Consider the following 17,849-nt stretch of genomic DNA (forward strand, 5'->3'; position numbering starts at 1 on the left):
GGTATAATAAAAGAATGGCAAACAAGAATACTACAAAAACAAGACGGAGACCGTCTAAAGCAGAATTTGAAAGAAAACAAGCTATTCAGAGGATGTTGATTTCCTTAGGGATTGCTTTATTGTTGATTATTGCAGCCCTCAAGCTTGGTGCGGCGGGTGTCACACTTTATAATCTCATTCGACTGGTGGTTGGAAGTTTGGCCTATGTGGCTATAGGCGGTCTCCTCATTTATCTTTTTCTATTTAAATGGATCCGCAAGCAAGAGGGACTTCTGTCAGGATTTCTTTGTATCTTCGCTGGCTTGCTCTTGATTTTTGAGGCCTACTTGGTTTGGAAATATGGCTTGGAGCAGTCAGTTCTAAAAGGGACCCTGTCTCAAGTTATGACGGACCTGACTGGTATGCGGGTGACTAGCTTCGCTGGTGGAGGCTTGCTTGGTGTCGGACTTTATATTCCCATAGCCTTTCTTTTCTCAAATATCGGGTCGTACTTTATTGGAATTCTTTTGATTCTAGTTGGGGCACTCTTGGTTAGTCCTTGGTCTATTTACGATGTTGCAGCCTTTATTGGAACTCAGTTCAGATCTTTCATGGAAAAACAGGAACAGAGAAAACAGGAACGCTTCATCAAGAGAGAAGAAGAGAAGGCTCGTCAAGAAGCTGAAGAAGCAGCCAGAATTCAGAGAGAACAAGAAGAACAGGATGCATTACCGCTTCCTCCTGTAGATCCTGAAACGGGAGAAATCTTATCAGAAGTACCAGACTACGATTTCCCACCAATTCCTGAGGAAGAGTGGATCGAACCGGAGATTATCCTCCCTCAAACTGATTTTGACGTTCCAGATGTGGAAGAAGATTTTGAGGATGAAGAGGTGCAGGTTGATTTTTCTACCAAAGAAGCTCTCGAATACAAACTGCCAAGCTTGCAACTCTTTGCGCCAGATAAACCCAAAGACCAATCCAAGGAAAAGAAGATTGTTCGAGAAAATATCAAAATCCTAGAAGAAACCTTTGCCAGCTTTGGTATCAAGGTGACGGTAGAACGGGCTGAAATTGGACCATCAGTTACCAAGTATGAAGTCAAACCAGCAGTCGGTGTACGGGTTAACCGCATTTCCAATCTGGCAGACGACTTAGCGCTAGCTCTAGCAGCTAAGGATGTTCGGATTGAGGCTCCAATCCCTGGTAAATCCTTAGTCGGAATTGAAGTGCCCAACTCTGAGATTGCGACCGTTTCTTTCCGTGAACTCTGGGAACAGTCTCAGACTAAACCAGAAAATCTCCTCGAAATTCCTCTAGGGAAGGCGGTTAATGGAACTGCTCGCACCTTTGACCTTTCCAAGATGCCCCACCTACTGGTTGCAGGTTCGACGGGATCAGGGAAGTCAGTCGCAGTTAACGGTATTATTGCCAGCATTCTCATGAAAGCAAGACCCGACCAGGTCAAGTTTATGATGGTGGATCCAAAGATGGTTGAGTTATCGGTGTACAATGACATTCCTCACCTCTTGATTCCAGTTGTGACCAATCCACGCAAGGCCAGCAAGGCCCTGCAAAAGGTTGTGGATGAGATGGAAAATCGTTACGAACTCTTTGCTAAGGTTGGAGTACGAAATATCGCTGGTTACAATTCCAAGGTTGAAGAATTTAATAGCCAATCTGAGTACAAACAAGTACCGCTGCCTTTGATTGTTGTCATTGTGGATGAGTTGGCAGACCTCATGATGGTGGCTAGCAAGGAAGTAGAAGATGCCATCATTCGTCTCGGACAGAAGGCGCGTGCTGCAGGGATTCACATGATTCTCGCAACGCAACGTCCATCGGTTGATGTCATCTCTGGTCTCATTAAAGCCAATGTCCCATCTCGTGTGGCTTTTGCAGTTTCATCAGGTACAGATTCACGAACCATCTTGGATGAGAATGGAGCAGAAAAACTGCTTGGTCGAGGAGACATGCTCTTTAAACCAATTGATGAAAATCACCCAGTCCGTCTGCAAGGCTCCTTTATCTCGGATGATGATGTTGAACGTATCGTAAACTTCATCAAGGCGCAAGCCGATGCGGACTACGATGAAAGCTTTGACCCAGGAGATGTCCCTGAAAATGAAGGAGATTTCTCTGATGGTCAAGCTGGTAGCGATCCGCTTTTTGAAGAAGCTAAGGCTTTGGTTATCGAAACCCAGAAAGCTAGCGCTTCGATGATTCAGCGTCGTTTGTCAGTTGGATTTAATCGTGCGACTCGCCTGATGGAAGAACTCGAAATGGCAGGTGTCATCGGTCCAGCTGAGGGAACCAAACCACGAAAAGTATTGCAACAATAAAAAAATAGCTTCTTTCCAAATTTGGAAAGAAGCTATTTTGGTGATTACTGATTCGTTTTAGTTTCAGAACTCGTCGTACTTGACTGTGTTCCATTATCGCTTGTTTCTTTATTTGTAGCTGGTGTAGAAGAGTCCTGAGTTGTTGTTTTCTGTTCTTCTTTTTTCTCCTCTTTTTTATTGGATTGAGAAGTTTCTTCTTGCGTGGTATTTTCTTTAGTAGAAGTGTTGTCCCTGTTAGGTGTAGTATTTTCCTGAGGGGATTCCTTTTGAATTTCCTTGACAACAGTTGTTTGGGTTGTCGTCGGTTCTTTCTTGTTGTTTTTGTTATTATCCAAAGCGTTCATGATGGTGATAGTAGCGGTGATTAGGCCAAGGATACTACCGATGGTAGCAATCGTTTTTTGAAAGACAGTAAATCCCTTTTTGATATGTTCTGTTTTTGGTTTTGAAGTTCTACGATAGTTAGACATGATACTCTCCTTTAATTATGATTTATTATACCTCATTTCTTTAAAAAAATCTTAAAAAAAGAGAAACCTCCCTTTCTTGTCGCAGGTCTCTTTTCGTGATACAATAGAAGGAGTGATTTTAGAAAGCGTGAGAAAACATGATCTACTTTGATAATTCGGCGACAACCAAGCCTTATCCTGAAGCACTTGAAACTTACATGCAGGTCGCTTCAAAAATTGTAGGAAATCCATCTAGTCTCCATCGTTTGGGAGATCAGGCAACACGAATTTTAGATGCTTCCCGGCAGCAAATTGCAGATTTGATTGGGAAGAAGAGTGATGAAATCTTCTTTACCTCTGGTGGAACAGAAGGAGATAACTGGGTCATCAAGGGTGTGGCCTTTGAAAAAGCCCAGTTTGGCAAGCATATCATCGTATCAGCTATTGAGCATCCAGCAGTCAAGGAATCAGCCCTTTGGCTGAAAAGTCTAGGTTTTGAGATAGATTTTGCTCCAGTTGATGAGAAAGGATTTGTGGATGTTGAAGCATTAGCAGATTTGATACGTCCTGATACGACTCTCGTCTCCATCATGGCAGTTAACAATGAAATCGGTTCTATCCAGCCAATTCAAGCTATTTCAAAACTGTTGGCAGATAAGCCGACTATTTCTTTCCACGTTGATGCGGTTCAGGCACTCGCTAAGATTCCGATTGAAAACTATCTGACAGATCGAGTGGATTTTGCAACATTTTCGAGTCATAAGTTTCATGGTGTCAGAGGTGTTGGATTTGTCTATATCAAGTCTGGTAAGAAGATTACGCCTCTTTTAACTGGTGGTGGTCAGGAGCGAGACTCTCGTTCGACAACTGAAAATGTGGCAGGGATTGCAGCGACAGCCAAAGCTCTCCGTTTATCTATGGAAAAGTTAGATATCTTTGCTAGTAAGACAGGGCAGATGAAGGCAGTCATTCGTCAAGCCCTTCTGGATTATCCAGATATTTTTGTCTTTTCAGATGAGGAAGACTTTGCCCCTCATATCCTGACTTTTGGGATTAAGGGTGTTCGTGGTGAAGTCATCGTTCACGCCTTTGAAGACTATGATATTTTCATTTCCACAACCTCTGCTTGTTCGTCCAAGGCAGGAAAACCTGCGGGGACCTTGATTGCCATGGGAGTGGACAAGGATAAGGCCCAGTCAGCTGTGCGTCTAAGCCTAGACCTGGAAAATGATATGAGTCAGGTCGAGCAGTTCTTGACCAAGCTAAAATTAATTTACAATCAAACTAGAAAAGTAAGATAGGAGCATTTATGCAGTATTCAGAAATTATGATTCGCTATGGAGAATTGTCAACCAAACACAAAAATCGTATGCGTTTCATCAATAAACTTCGTAATAATATTTCAGACGTTTTGTCTATCTATCCCCAAGTTAAGGTAACCGCAGATCGCGACCGAGCCCACGCTTACCTCAATGGAGCTGATTATACAGCAGTAGCAGAATCGCTCAAACAAGTATTTGGGATTCAAAATTTTTCTCCTGTGTATAAGATTGAAAAGTCAGTGGAAGTTCTGAAGTCTGCTGTCCAAGAGATTATGAAGGAAATCTATAAGGAAGGGATGACCTTTAAAATCACTAGCAAGCGTAGCGACCACAACTTTGAATTGGATAGTCGTGAACTCAATCAAACTCTCGGTGGAGCTGTTTTCGAGGCCATTCCAAACGTGCAAGCTCAGATGAAAAATCCAGATATTAATCTTCAGGTTGAGATTCGTGAAGAGGCTGCCTATCTTTCCTATGAAACTTTTCGTGGAGCAGGAGGATTACCTGTGGGAAGTTCTGGTAAAGGTATGCTCATGTTGTCAGGGGGAATTGACTCACCTGTAGCTGGTTATTTAGCTCTTAAACGTGGTGTAGATATTGAGGCGGTTCACTTTGCCAGTCCGCCATACACGAGTCCCGGTGCCCTTAAAAAAGCCCAAGATTTGACTCGAAAATTGACCAAGTTTGGTGGAAATATCCAGTTTATTGAGGTGCCTTTTACAGAGATTCAAGAGGAAATCAAGGCTAAAGCGCCAGAAGCCTACCTCATGACCTTGACCCGTCGTTTTATGATGCGGATTACCGACCGTATTCGAGAGGTGAGAAATGGTTTAGTTATCATCAATGGGGAAAGTCTTGGTCAAGTAGCCAGCCAGACCTTGGAAAGCATGCAGACTATCAACGCTGTGACTAGCACTCCAATTATTCGTCCCGTGGTTACCATGGACAAGTTGGAAATCATTGACATCGCGCAGGAAATCGATACCTTTGAAATTTCAATCCAGCCTTTTGAGGACTGCTGTACTATTTTTGCACCTGACCGTCCCAAGACCAATCCTAAGATAGAGAATGCAGAGCAGTATGAAAAACGCATGGATGTTGAAGGCTTGGTTGAGCGAGCAGTGGCTGGGATTATGATTACTGAAATCACTCCCCAGGTTGAAAAAGATGCTGTCGATGAGTTAATTGACAATCTCCTCTAATCAGAAAATCCAGAAGAATTCAGAAAAACAAATGAAGAAAGTTAGTTATTTATCCTTAAAATGGACATTAACTGACTTTTTTTCTATTTTTATGGTATAATAAGATAAAATTTTGAATATAGAGAGTTTTCTGACAATGAATCATTCCTACTTTTACTTAAAAATGAAAGAACACAAACTCAAGGTTCCTTATACTGGAAAAGAGCGTCGTGTGCGTGTGCTCCTGCCAAAGGACTACGAGAAAGACACAGACCGTTTTTACCCTGTTGTTTACTTTCATGATGGGCAAAATGTCTTTTACAGCAAGGAGTCTTATATCGGACACTCTTGGAAGATTATTCCAGCCATTAAGCGAAATCCTGACATCAGTCGCATGATTGTCGTTGCCATAGATAATGATGGTATGGGGAGGATGAATGAGTATGCGGCTTGGAAATTTCAAGAATCTCCTATCCCAGGCCAGCAGTTTGGTGGTAAGGGTGTGGAGTATGCCGAGTTTGTCATGGAAGTGGTCAAGCCTTTTATCGATGAAACCTACCGAACCAAAGCTGATCGCCAGCATACGGCTATGATTGGTTCGTCACTAGGAGGCAATATTACTCAGTTTATCGGACTAGAGTACCAAGACCGAATTGGTTGTCTAGGTGTCTTCTCCTCTGCCAACTGGCTTCACCAAGAAGCCTTTAACCGCTATATCGAGCGCAAGAAATTGTCGCCTGAACAGCGCATTTTCATCTATGTTGGAACAGAAGAAGCGGATGATACGGACAAGACCCTGATGGCTGGCAATATTAAACAAGCCTATATCGACTCGTCGCTTCGTTATTACCGTGATTTGATTGCAGGTGGAGTACACTTGGATAATCTTGTCTTGAAAGTTCAGTCTGGTGCCATCCATAGTGAAATACCTTGGTCGGAAAATTTGCCAGACTGTCTCCGATTTTTTGCAGAGAAATGGTAAGTTAAGAAAGGAGAAAGCCAATGCATATTGAAAACCTTAGCCACTGGAGTGGCAATCTTAATCGTGAAATGTACCTCAACCGTTATGGACATGCTGGGATTCCAGTTGTTGTTTTTGCTTCATCTGGTGGCAGTCACAACGAATACTATGATTTTGGCATGATTGATGCCTGTGCTTCCTTTATCGAGGAAGGGCGCGTCCAGTTCTTTACTCTCTCCAGTGTTGACAGTGAGAGCTGGTTGGCTACTTGGAAAAATGGTCATGACCAGGCGGAGATGCACCGCGCCTACGAACGCTATGTGATTGAGGAGGCCATTCCTTTTATCAAGCACAAGATAGGTTGGTTTGATGGCATGATGACGACAGGATGCTCAATGGGGGCCTACCATGCACTCAATTTCTTTCTCCAGCATCCAGATGTCTTTACCAAGGTGATTGCCCTCAGTGGTGTTTACGACGCACGTTTCTTCGTTGGCGATTACTACAATGATGATGCTATTTACCAAAACTCACCAGTAGATTATATCTGGAATCAAAACGACGGCTGGTTTATTGATCGTTACCGTCAGGCAGAAATCGTCGTCTGTACGGGACTTGGTGCCTGGGAACAAGACGGTCTACCATCTTTCTACAAGCTTAAAGAAGCCTTTGACCAGAAACAAATTCCAGCCTGGTTTGCTGAATGGGGACACGATGTCGCCCATGACTGGGAATGGTGGCGTAAACAAATGCCCTATTTTCTTGGACACCTGTATCTATAAAAGGAGTTGCCTATGAATTACCTTGTTATTTCTCCCTACTATCCGCAAAACTTCCAACAATTTACCATCGAGTTAGCCAATAAAGGCATCACCGTTTTGGGAATTGGTCAAGAACCTTACGAACAACTAGATGAACCTTTGCGAAATAGCCTAACCGAGTATTTCCGTGTGGACAATCTTGAAAACATAGACGAAGTCAAACGTGCTGTTGCCTTTCTGTTCTACAAGCATGGCCCAATCGACCGCATCGAATCTCACAATGAATACTGGCTTGAGCTGGATGCAGCACTTCGTGAGCAATTCAATGTTTTTGGTGCCAAACCAGAGGATCTCAAAAAGACCAAGTTTAAGTCTGAGATGAAGAAACTTTTCAAAAAAGCAGGTGTCCCTGTGGTACCTGGTACTGTTATCCAGACAGAAGCAGATGTGGATAAAGCAGTGAAAGAAATCGGTCTACCAATGATTGCCAAACCTGACAATGGAGTGGGAGCGGCAGCAACCTTTAAGCTTGAGACAGAAGACGATGTAAATCACTTTAAGGCTGAATGGGACCATTCAACCGTTTATTTCTTTGAAAAATTTGTCACTTCTAGCGAAATCTGTACCTTTGACGGGCTTGTGGACAAGGATGGCAACATCGTCTTTTCAACGACTTTTGATTATGCCCATACACCACTTGATCTCATGATTTATAAGATGGACAATTCCTACTATGTACTCAAGGATATGGATCCAAAACTGCGCAAGTATGGCGAGGCCATTGTCAAGGAATTTGGTATGAAAGAGCGCTTTTTCCATATCGAGTTTTTCCGTGACGGGGATGACTACATTGCCATTGAGTACAATAACCGTCCTGCAGGTGGCTTTACCATTGATGTTTATAACTTTGCCCACTCCTTGGATCTCTACCGAGGTTATGCAGCTATTGTCGCAGGAGAAGAGTTCCCAGCATCAGAATTTGAACCTCAATACTGTCTAGCTACTTCACGTCGTGCCAATGCAAATTATGTCTATTCAGAAGAAGACTTGCTTGCTAAGTACAGCCAGCAATTCAAGGTCAAAAAAATCATGCCAGCAGCCTTTGCAGAGCTACAAGGGGACTACCTTTATATGTTGACCACTCCGAGTCGCCAAGAGATGGAGCAGATGATTGCAGATTTTGGTCAACGTCAAGAATAACGATTAGGACAAAAGGAGTTTGACTTCTTTTGTCCTTTTCTTAAAGATAAGTTAAATAAAGCGTTTTCCATAGATTCTTTTAGAAAAGATATTGCTAAAAGGCCTAAAAATTGATAGAATAAGGATTGTCTAAAAAAATTTAAGGAGAATCTATCAAATGGATTTTACATGGGCTATTAAATATGCCACAGAATTCTTGGGAACTGCTATTTTGATCATTCTTGGTAATGGTGCAGTTGCTAACGTTGAACTTAAAGGTACGAAAGGTCACCAAAGTGGCTGGCTCGTTATCGCGGTTGGTTATGGTATGGGGGTTATGATCCCAGCCTTGATGTTTGGTAATGTATCTGGTAACCACATCAACCCAGCTTTCACTCTTGGACTTGCTGTTAGTGGACTTTTCTCTTGGGAGCAAGTACCATATTACATCCTAGCACAAGTTTTGGGAGCAATCTTTGGTCAAGCTTTGGTTGTAGCGACTCACCGTCCTTACTACTTGAAGACAGAAAATCCAAACAATATCTTGGGTACCTTCTCAACGATTTCAAGCATCGACCACGGTACAAAAGAATCACGTTTTGCAGCTACTGTTAACGGTTTCCTCAATGAGTTTGTAGGTTCATTTGTTCTTTTCTTTGCAGCACTTGGTTTGACTAAAAACTTCTTTGGTGCTGAGGTTCTTCAATACATGAAACAAATGGCTACTCAAGCTGGACAAACTGTTGATTTAAGTGAATTGGCAGTGAAAGCTCAAGTAGCTCCACATACAGCTGCTGGGATCTCAGTTGCGCACTTGGCACTTGGTTTCCTAGTGATGGCCTTGGTAACTTCACTCGGTGGACCTACTGGACCTGGTTTGAACCCAGCTCGTGACTTTGGACCACGTCTTCTTCATGAACTCCTTCCAAAATCAGTTCTTGGTCAACACAAGGGTGATTCAAAATGGTGGTATGCATGGGTTCCGGTTGTAGCTCCAATTGCAGCGGGTATTGCAGCAGTAGCACTATTTAAACTACTTTACCTATAAAAAATAAAACTGGGGAATCCCAGTTTTTTTGTTATAAAATTTCTAAATAAAATAGATATGGCTTGTAAAATATTCGAAAATCCTTTAAAATAAAAGAGTTGGAGGAATTTATGAATGTGAATGAGATTGTTCGGATCGTTCCGACTTTGAAAGTTAATAATCGAAAATTAAATGAAAAATTTTACATTGAAACCCTAGGGATGAAACCTTTGCTGGAAGAGTCTGCCTTTCTTTCCTTAGGTGATCAGACAGGTACTGAAAGATTGATTTTAGAAGAGGCTCCAAGCATGCGAACACGCAGAGTTGAAGGGCTTAAGAAGCTAGCTAGACTCTTGATAAAGGTTGAGAATCCTTCTGAAATCGAGGCCCTCCTTTCTCAGATGAAGTCTCTTCCTCGCCTATTTAAAGGAAACCGTGGGTATGCTTTTGAGATTGTTTCTCCTGAAGAGGATGTGATCCTTGTTCATGCAGAAGATGATATAAGAGATTTGGTTCCACTGGAAACTGTTCCTGAATTTTATTCAAATACAAGTATAAAATACGTGAGCCAATTTGAGGTTTCTATGGAGTTGCGTTTACCTGAAGGGACAGAGAGTTTACTTGATCCCGAAGGAGTAGCGCCAGTAATTACCTTTACTAAAGGACAAGGACCAGATTTGGCTGTTGAAAACAATGTCACTTGGGACCTGACGATGTTAAAATTTTTAGTCAAGAATTTTGATCTAACCAGTCTTCGTCAGAAATTTGAAAAGACAGGCTACTTTGTCCCTAAGTCTGAAAAATTCTTCCTCGGTAAAGATACCAATAACATTGAATTGTGGTTTGAAGAAGCATGAAGTGGGAAAAAATTCTAAGAAAAATAGAAAATCAAATTGAGGCAGGGATTTATCCCGGGGCCTCTTTTGCGTATTATAAGGATGGTGAATGGAAAGAGTCTTATCTAGGATTGAGTGATCCAGAAAGAGACTTGAAGACAGAAAGTGGTTTGGTTTATGATCTAGCCAGTGTGAGTAAGGTCGTGGGAGTGGGGACGGTTTTGACCTTCTTGTGGCAGCAGGGCACATTCGATATTGAGCGACCGGTAACGGATTTTTTACCGGAGTGTGATTATCCTGATATCACTATACGGCAGCTTCTGACCCATGCCACAGACTTGGACCCCTTTATTCCCAATCGAGACAAGTTAAGGGCAGAGGAATTAAGAGAAGCCATGTTTCACCTCAACAGACGAAATCAGCCAGCCTTCCTATACTCGGACGTTCACTTTTTACTCTTGGGCTTTCTTTTGGAAAAAATCTTTAACCAAGACTTGGATCAGATTATAAAAAAACAAGTTTTGGAACCATGGGGGATGAAGGAAACGATGTTTGGTCCTGTTGAGCAAGCTGTACCAACAGTGAGAGGGGTGGAGGCCGGAAACATTCACGATCCCAAAGCCCGTCTATTAGGGAAACACGCAGGAAGTGCTGGTTTGTTTTCGACTGTTAAGGATTTGCAGATCTTTCTGGAACATTATTTGAAAGATGATTTTGCAGCAGAATTGAGCCGAAATTTTTCTCCTTTAGATGATAAGGAGCGGTCTCTATCATGGAATCTGGAAGGAGCTTGGCTCGACCATACGGGCTATACTGGTACCTTTATCATGTGGAATCGGGAGAAGCAGGAAGCGTCTATCTTTCTATCCAATCGAACGTATGAGAAGGATGAGCGTGCCCAGTGGATAGTCGATCGAAATCAAGTGATGGAAATGATTCGTCAAGAGGAGTAGGAAGAAGTATGTCAAAAACCGTAAAAGGAACTCTGTATACAGTAGTGGCAGGGATTGCTTGGGGCTTGTCTGGAACCAGTGGCCAATACCTGATGGCACACGGGATTTCTGCTTTAGTCTTGACCAATTTGCGACTTATCATTGCAGGCTTGGCACTGGTGTTCTTATCCTATACGACTGCAAAGGATAAACTCTATGCTTTTTTAAAAGACAGAAAAAGTCTGATATCTCTGTTGCTATTTGCAGTGTTCGGACTTTTCTTAAACCAGTTTGCCTATCTTTCTGCCATTCAGGAGACCAATGCTGGAACGGCAACGGTTCTCCAGTATGTATGTCCTGTTGGGATTTTGGTTTATACCTGTATGAAAGATAAGGTAGCACCGACTCTGGCTGAGATTATTTCGATTGGTTTAGCAATTGGAGGAACGTTTCTTATCGCGACGCATGGGAAACTTGACCAGTTGTCTGTCACACCTGCTGGACTTTTCTGGGGCCTCTTTTCAGCCTTGACCTATGCTCTCTATATTATCCTTCCCATCGTTTTGATTAAGAAGTGGGGCAGTATTTTGGTGATTGGTGTCGGGATGGTTATTTCTGGTGTAGTGGCTATTCCCTTCACAGGAGTCTTACAGGCCAGCATACCAACCAGCTTAGATTTTCTCTTTGCATTTGCTGGGATTATCATCATCGGAACGGTCTTTGCCTATACAGCTTTCCTAAAGGGAGCTAGTCTGATAGGCCCTGTTAAGTCTAGTTTATTGGCTTCCATAGAACCAATTTCTGCGGTTTTCTTTGCCTTTCTGATTATGAAGGAACAGTTTTATGCGATTGATTTTGTCGGTATGGCTATGATTTTACTAGCCGTGACCATTATTTCATTGAAAGATTTACTGTTGGAAATAAAGAGTAAGTAATTAAAAAATCCACTCAATCGAGTGGATTTTGTGTGTAGAGATGATTAGTCTTTATTTTCGTGTGGCAAAATCAAGTTCAGGATGATTCCTGTCATGGCTGATAAAGCAGTACCTGAAAGCGTAACTGGCCCAAGTTTGAGGATGGCTCCACCGAGTCCAAGTACCAACATGGCACTTGCGATGATGAGGTTACGCATTTGACTGAAGTCAACGCGCTCTTTAATCAAAACTTTTAGACCGTTGCTGGCGATAACTCCGTAGAGAAGGATGGACATGCCACCAAGCACAGCATTTGGAATGGTTGAAATCAAGGCAGTGAATTTACCTAGGAAGCTAAGAGCAATGGCGATGAAGGCCGCGTTACGGATAACAGAGACAGAAGCGATACGAGTCATCCCGATAACTCCTGTATTTTCTCCGTAAGTCGTATTAGCTGGTCCACCTAGGAAAGCAGATACAGATGTCGCGATACCGTCACCGAGAAGCGTACGGTGAAGTCCTGGTTCTTTTAGGAATTGACGGCCACAGATTTGGCTTAAAACTGTGTGGTCTCCGATGTGTTCTGAAATGGTTACAATAGCGATTGGTAAGATGGCGATTGTTTCAGGACCGAAGTACAAGTTGTACTCTTTAAAGGCTCCACCTGTACTAAATGGCAAGTAGAAACCAGGAATTTCAAACCAATTGGCTTGAAGGACTGGGGTAAAGTCAACCAAACCAAGCATCATAGCGAAGATGTACCCACCGATGATGGCAAAGAGGAAAGGAATGATACGAAGGAAACCTTTTCCTTTTGTATTGATAAAGGCGGCAATCAAGAATGTAACAACGGCTACAAGGGCGTTTTTCCAGTTTCCGTCTGCTACAAGTCCAGCATTCGTTACAGCAGAACCAGCAAGACCAAGACCGATAACGATAATCATAGGTCCGATAATGATTGGGGGCAAGAGTTTGTCAATCCATTTCGTACCTGCAAAACGAACACTTGCTGCTACAAGAACATAAACTAAACCAGTCAGGATAACTCCAGTTTGAGCAGCAGATACATCGCCCCCCATTTCTTTCATGGCTAGAGACATAGCCGTGATAAAGGCGAATGAAGAACCTAGGTAAACTGGAACCTTAAAACCAGTAGAAATCATGTAGATAAGTGTTCCAATACCGGAAGCAAAGAGAGCAACCGACACGGGCATTCCCAAAATTAAGGGAACGAGAATGGTTGCACCAAACATGGCAAATACGTGCTGGAAGCTGAGAAGAATACCTTTACCAGCAGAAGGACGTTGATCAACGTCTAGTAACAAGTCAACAGTTGATTCCTGTTTCATAAAAACCTCACTTTTGGGCACCAAAAAAGAGCCCATTATTTTGCAGCAATAGGCCCTCAGAGTAAGACTTTTTAAAAAATAGCTATCTTTTAAAAATTTATATAAATCTGCGCCTTCGTCACCTCACAGGATGACATTAAAAACCTTTGCTTGTGATAGTATAGCAGAAAAAAATGATTTTGTAAATCATTTTTTCCCGAGCTCGGAAATGCGAGAGCGAGGTCCGTTTTGTAAACGAATTTTTCCCGAGCCTAGAAATGCGAAAGCGAGGTTTGATTTTGTAAATCATTTTTTCCCGAGCCCGGAAATGCGAGAGCGAGGTATGATTTTGTAAATCATTTTTTCCCGAGCCCGGAAATGCGAGAGCGAGGTATGATTTTGTAAATCATTTTTTTCCCGAGCCTAGAAATGTGAGAGCGAAGTTGATTTTGTAAATGGTTTTCTGAACTTTAAACAAGGGTGCACCATTGTTTAAAGCGGGCGTTTATTGGGCATGCCAGCCTTTCTTGGGTACTTGTTAGGCGTCTCCTTTTTCTTTTTGACCACAGTGATGTAGCGCGGATCTCCATTTGGTAGAGCGTAGCTGAGATTGTCTTCGACCTTGCTGAAGAGGAGGTTGAGAGCGTTCTTGGCTTCTAGCAATTCCTCAGGAGCATTGCTGGCCTTGAGTGCCAATAGTTTTCCGCCGACTTTAAGATAGGGAATAGTCAGCTCAGACAAAACCTGCATGCGGGCAACCGCACGAGCCGTCACCACATCAAATTGGGCACGGAAGTTCTTGTCTTGGGCAAAGTCTTCTGCCCGTCCATGGTAGAAGTGAACACCTTCCAAATCCAGCTCTTGAGCCAAAAGCTGAAGGAAGTTGATGCGCTTATTGAGCGAATCAATGATGGTCACATCTAACTGAGGATAGAGGATTTTCATGGGTAGACTAGGAAATCCTGCCCCCGCTCCGATATCAAGAAGTTTGATAGTTTCATTTGAAATCAAGCCTTGCAGAATAGGTGCAATCGAATCATAAAAATGTTTGAGATAAACTTCCTCTTTATCTGTAATAGCGGTCAGGTTAATCTTTTCATTCCACTCGACCAAGAGTTCAAAATACCGTTCAAATTGGTTCTTTTGCTGGTCCGAAAGTGGAAGATTATGCTCAGCTAGTAGGCTGTAAAATGTTTCTGGTTTCATAGTAGTTTCCTTCTCTAGTATCATCTTATTTTACCATATTCGTTAAAATTTTGATATACTGGTAGTAATCTAAAAGCAGAAAGGAATAAGATTATGACTTGGATTATTCTTGGAGTTTTGGCTCTGATTGTTATTTTTGTGATTGTTAGCTATAACGGTTTGGTTAAAAATCGTATGCAGACCAAGGAGGCTTGGAGCCAGATAGATGTTCAGTTGAAGCGTCGTAATGATCTCCTCCCAAACTTGATTGAAACAGTCAAAGGCTATGCGAAATATGAAGGTTCTACCTTGGAAAAAGTGACAGAACTTCGTAGACAAGTAGCCGCAGCAACTTCACCGGCAGAAGCTATGAAGGCCAGTGATGCCCTTACCCGCCAGATTTCTGGTATCTTTGCAGTAGCAGAGAATTACCCAGACTTGAAAGCTAGTGCTAATTTTATCAAATTGCAAGAAGAGTTGACCAATACAGAAAATAAAATTTCATATTCACGCCAACTCTACAACAGTGTTGTCAGCAACTACAATGTAAAACTTGAAAGCTTCCCAAGTAACATCATCGCAGGGCTATTTGGCTTTAAAGCTGCAGACTTCCTTCAAACACCTGAAGAGGAAAAGGCAGTTCCTAAAGTTGACTTTAGCGGTTTAGGTGACTAAGATGTTGTTTGATCAAATTGCGAGCAATAAACGAAAAACTTGGATTTTGTTGCTGGTTTTCTTCCTACTCTTGGCCTTGGTTGGTTATGCGGTTGGCTATCTCTTCATGCGCTCAGGTCTTGGGGGCATGATTATTGCCTTGATTATCGGCCTTATCTACGCTCTGACCATGATCTTTCAATCGACAGAGATTGTCATGTCTATGAATGGGGCGCGTGAGGTTGATGAGCAAACAGCCCCAGACCTCTACCATGTAGTAGAAGATATGGCCATGGTCGCTCAGATTCCCATGCCGCGTGTTTTCATTATTGAGGATTCTTCTTTAAATGCCTTTGCAACAGGTTCAAACCCGCAGAATGCAGCTGTCGCAGCCACTTCGGGCCTTCTGGCTATCATGAATCGCGAGGAACTGGAAGCTGTTATGGGGCATGAGGTCAGTCATATCCGAAACTACGATATCCGTATTTCGACCATTGCTGTTGCCCTTGCCAGTGCCATTACCCTTCTGTCTAGTATGGCAGGACGGATGATGTGGTGGGGTGGCGCGGGTCGCAGACGGAGCGATAATGATCGTGATGGAAATGGTCTAGAGATTATCATGCTTATCATCTCTCTCTTAGCCATTGTTCTAGCACCTCTCGCAGCAACCTTGGTGCAACTGGCTATTTCCCGTCAGAGGGAATTTCTGGCGGATGCATCTAGTGTAGAGCTGACTCGCAATCCTCAAGGGATGATCAATGCCTTGCGTAAATTGGACAATAGCGAGCCGATGCATCACCATGTTGACGATGCCAGCAGCGCTCTTTATATTAATGATCCCAAGAAAGGTGGGGGACTACAAAAACTCTTTTATACCCACCCACCCATCTCAGAACGAATCGAACGCTTGAAACACATGTAAAAAAATCCAGAGAAGTCTCTCTGGATTTTTGCTATGTTCAACATTTATAAATCTTGTAAATCAACTACTTCTAATCCTTTTTCTGTCAAATGATAGATACTCGTACAGACCTCTTTTAAGAAGCGTCTGTCATGCGAAACAGTGATCAGACCGCCGGGATAGGAGGTAAAGAGTTTTCTGATTTCAGGTTGAGAAGTGGGAGAAAAATTTCGTGTAGGCTCATCCAGAAGGAGAAAGTTTGGTTTGCGCAACACTAAATCCAAAAGTAGGAGTTTACCTTGTTGCCCGCCAGATAGGGAGCGGATTTGGTGGTGCATCTCTGGATAGCTGAAATTGAGACTGGCTAGGTGAGATTGGATTTTCTGTAGTTCTTCTTTTTGTCCAGTGTGGCTGAGGTAGGCTACTGGAGATAAATCCAATTGCAGTTTTTTATGGTAATCTTGTGGCATAAAACCAAGCGAAATCTCTCTTTTGGCGCTGAGCAGCTGTTGCAACTTGGCTAACAGAGTTGATTTTCCAACACCATTTGGCCCGATGATACCGATTTTATCTTGGCCACGGACCGTTAGTCGTAACTCCTGAGCTAAAATACGCTCGCCAATGGACAAATTTTCTTTTTCCAGTTGGATTAAGACTTTAGAAGCTGGTAATGGTTGGATATCTGAGAAGAAAAGTTGGATTTGTTCCTCTTCAAGTGGCTTTTGTATCATGGACTGAGCTTCCTTTTCAAAGCGTTTTTCTTGAGAGAGAACAGTTTTCATCTTTTTAGCCAATAGGCGACCGGCAGTACTGTCTTTGGTAGCTCGAAGTGCAGTTTCTACATTTTGCTTGACTCGGCGATGCTTTTCCATGGTTTTGTCATAGGCTCTCTGGTCGTTAGCAGCTTGCTGGCTTTGTCTTGCAAAATTAGCCTTTCTCTGCTCACTATAGCGATCATAGTCTAAATGCTCGACTAGCGTTTCCGCTTCTTTCCGATGCTTGACTAATCGCAAGTGGACAATAGTATCAGCCGTTTGAGAGAGAAAGTCTTCATCATGGGAAATGAAAATAACAGTTTGCCTAGTCTTTCGAATCTGACCTTTTAGCCAATCAACCGTCTCAAGGTCTAGGTCATTTGAAGGTTCATCTAAAAATAGAATCTCAAAAGGTTTTGCTAACTCGTGACTGAGCTGAATTTTCAAAGCTTCGCCCCCCGAGAGGCTACCAATTTCTTGGTCGCTAGCAAAACGGTCGCTATCAAAGTGCAACTCCTCAGCCAAGCGATAGAGAATACTGTAGTCTAAATCAGCGGAATCTAAAAAGAAGTAATCGTGTAGAGTTCTATTTTTTAGCTCCTCAGGTAACTTTTGAGGAATGTAGGCCAGTGACTGAAGGTCAGACTGGATGTCGCCCTTGATAGTGAAATCAGGCAATGCTTCCCCCATTAAAGCTCGCAGCAAAGTTGATTTACCATTTCCTTCTTCACCAATAATAGCAACCTTTTCCCCGTCTTGGATAGTCATGCTTAAGTCAGATACAAGGTCTCGCAGATCTTTGTTTTGCGTGATAGTTAGATGATTGATTTTTATCATATTGTCGCCCTTTCTAGAATGTCCATAGTGCATAACAAAAAGCTCTACTTTATCTAGTAGAGCCCAAAGTCACTGTAAAAAAATGCCATTATCCATGTCAAAAATCCCATCAATCTAGGTCAGTCTAACCCTATCCAAGTCAAGAGGAGCAGATGGTTAGCTTTCTAGTTTTTTGGATTTTCAAAGAGGATAAAGTACTAGAAAATCTAGTACAAAAAGAGCATGCAAAAAGAGACAAAAACAAGATCTACTAAATAAAGTTCTTTATTTGATAGACTTAGTTGTTCATGTCTTCCTTACCTCCGA

At 42.5% G+C, this 17,849-nt stretch carries 16 protein-coding genes; 12 read left to right on the top strand and 4 right to left on the bottom strand.

What is annotated here, in order from left to right; all coding sequences use genetic code 11:
- The first annotated feature begins 14 nt into the window (after positions 1 to 14).
- Positions 15 to 2,321, top strand: a complete 2,307-nt coding sequence (locus EL140_RS03220) for a DNA translocase FtsK (protein ID WP_002874419.1) — start codon at positions 15 to 17, stop codon at positions 2,319 to 2,321.
- A gap of 44 nt (positions 2,322 to 2,365) precedes the next feature.
- On the opposite strand, the gene EL140_RS03225 is transcribed toward EL140_RS03220, so the two are convergent.
- Positions 2,366 to 2,791, bottom strand: a complete 426-nt coding sequence (locus EL140_RS03225; protein ID WP_000073912.1) for a DUF6556 family protein — start codon at positions 2,789 to 2,791, stop codon at positions 2,366 to 2,368.
- 137 nt (positions 2,792 to 2,928) lie between these two features.
- On the opposite strand from EL140_RS03225, the gene EL140_RS03230 reads away from it, so the two are divergent.
- The 9 genes from EL140_RS03230 (at position 2,929) to EL140_RS03270 (ending at position 11,904) form a co-directional block, all read left to right on the top strand.
- Positions 2,929 to 4,071 (top strand): cysteine desulfurase family protein, encoded by a 1,143-nt coding sequence (locus tag EL140_RS03230; protein ID WP_000638930.1) that lies wholly within the window; start codon positions 2,929 to 2,931, stop codon positions 4,069 to 4,071.
- A gap of 8 nt (positions 4,072 to 4,079) precedes the next feature.
- The gene (thiI, locus tag EL140_RS03235) at positions 4,080 to 5,294 is read left to right on the top strand and encodes a tRNA uracil 4-sulfurtransferase ThiI (protein ID WP_001200092.1); all 1,215 of its coding nucleotides are present in this window, start codon (positions 4,080 to 4,082) and stop codon (positions 5,292 to 5,294) included.
- A 136-nt stretch (positions 5,295 to 5,430) separates the two neighbouring features.
- Positions 5,431 to 6,255 carry an alpha/beta hydrolase gene (locus EL140_RS03240; RefSeq protein WP_001016817.1) on the top strand — a complete coding sequence of 275 codons (825 nt, stop codon included), beginning with the start codon at positions 5,431 to 5,433 and terminating at the stop codon, positions 6,253 to 6,255.
- 20 nt (positions 6,256 to 6,275) lie between these two features.
- A complete protein-coding gene (locus EL140_RS03245) occupies positions 6,276 to 7,016 on the top strand; it encodes an esterase family protein (protein ID WP_000546813.1) in 741 nt (246 codons plus the stop codon).
- A 12-nt stretch (positions 7,017 to 7,028) separates the two neighbouring features.
- Positions 7,029 to 8,195: an ATP-grasp domain-containing protein gene (locus EL140_RS03250; protein ID WP_001108607.1), complete on the top strand. Its 1,167-nt coding sequence runs from the start codon at positions 7,029 to 7,031 to the stop codon at positions 8,193 to 8,195.
- 157 nt (positions 8,196 to 8,352) lie between these two features.
- Positions 8,353 to 9,222: an aquaglyceroporin Gla gene (gene gla / locus EL140_RS03255; protein WP_000348117.1), complete on the top strand. Its 870-nt coding sequence runs from the start codon at positions 8,353 to 8,355 to the stop codon at positions 9,220 to 9,222.
- A gap of 110 nt (positions 9,223 to 9,332) precedes the next feature.
- Positions 9,333 to 10,058: a CppA N-terminal domain-containing protein gene (locus EL140_RS03260; protein WP_001102077.1), complete on the top strand. Its 726-nt coding sequence runs from the start codon at positions 9,333 to 9,335 to the stop codon at positions 10,056 to 10,058.
- On the top strand, positions 10,055 to 10,990 hold the full coding sequence (locus EL140_RS03265; RefSeq protein ID WP_000870775.1) for a serine hydrolase domain-containing protein: 936 nt from the start codon (positions 10,055 to 10,057) through the stop codon (positions 10,988 to 10,990). The genes EL140_RS03260 and EL140_RS03265 overlap by 4 nt, the downstream gene beginning before the upstream one ends.
- An 8-nt stretch (positions 10,991 to 10,998) precedes the next feature.
- The gene (locus tag EL140_RS03270) at positions 10,999 to 11,904 is read left to right on the top strand and encodes a DMT family transporter (protein ID WP_000047998.1); all 906 of its coding nucleotides are present in this window, start codon (positions 10,999 to 11,001) and stop codon (positions 11,902 to 11,904) included.
- A gap of 44 nt (positions 11,905 to 11,948) precedes the next feature.
- Here the strand turns inward: EL140_RS03270 and EL140_RS03275 are convergent, their stop codons facing one another.
- Positions 11,949 to 13,232, bottom strand: coding sequence for a uracil-xanthine permease family protein (locus EL140_RS03275; protein WP_000808282.1), 1,284 nt, complete (start codon positions 13,230 to 13,232; stop codon positions 11,949 to 11,951).
- A 471-nt stretch (positions 13,233 to 13,703) separates the two neighbouring features.
- Complete coding sequence (gene rsmG / locus EL140_RS03280) at positions 13,704 to 14,417, bottom strand: 16S rRNA (guanine(527)-N(7))-methyltransferase RsmG (RefSeq protein ID WP_000801946.1); 714 nt, start codon at positions 14,415 to 14,417, stop codon at positions 13,704 to 13,706.
- Positions 14,418 to 14,510: 93 nt separating this feature from the next.
- Here rsmG and EL140_RS03285 point away from each other — a divergent pair, with 93 nt between their 5' ends.
- A complete protein-coding gene (locus tag EL140_RS03285; RefSeq protein ID WP_000219838.1) occupies positions 14,511 to 15,071 on the top strand; it encodes a LemA family protein in 561 nt (186 codons plus the stop codon).
- A gap of 1 nt (position 15,072) precedes the next feature.
- On the top strand, positions 15,073 to 15,972 hold the full coding sequence (gene htpX, locus EL140_RS03290) for a zinc metalloprotease HtpX (RefSeq protein ID WP_000895754.1): 900 nt from the start codon (positions 15,073 to 15,075) through the stop codon (positions 15,970 to 15,972).
- A gap of 44 nt (positions 15,973 to 16,016) precedes the next feature.
- Here the strand turns inward: htpX and EL140_RS03295 are convergent, their stop codons facing one another.
- Entirely contained in the window at positions 16,017 to 17,576 is a 1,560-nt protein-coding gene (locus EL140_RS03295; RefSeq protein ID WP_002874429.1) for an ATP-binding cassette domain-containing protein, read from the bottom strand.
- Between the last annotated feature and the right edge of the window lie 273 nt (positions 17,577 to 17,849).

Source organism: Streptococcus oralis ATCC 35037, assembly GCF_900637025.1.
In the GTDB taxonomy this organism is placed as follows: Bacteria; Bacillota; Bacilli; order Lactobacillales; family Streptococcaceae; genus Streptococcus; species Streptococcus oralis.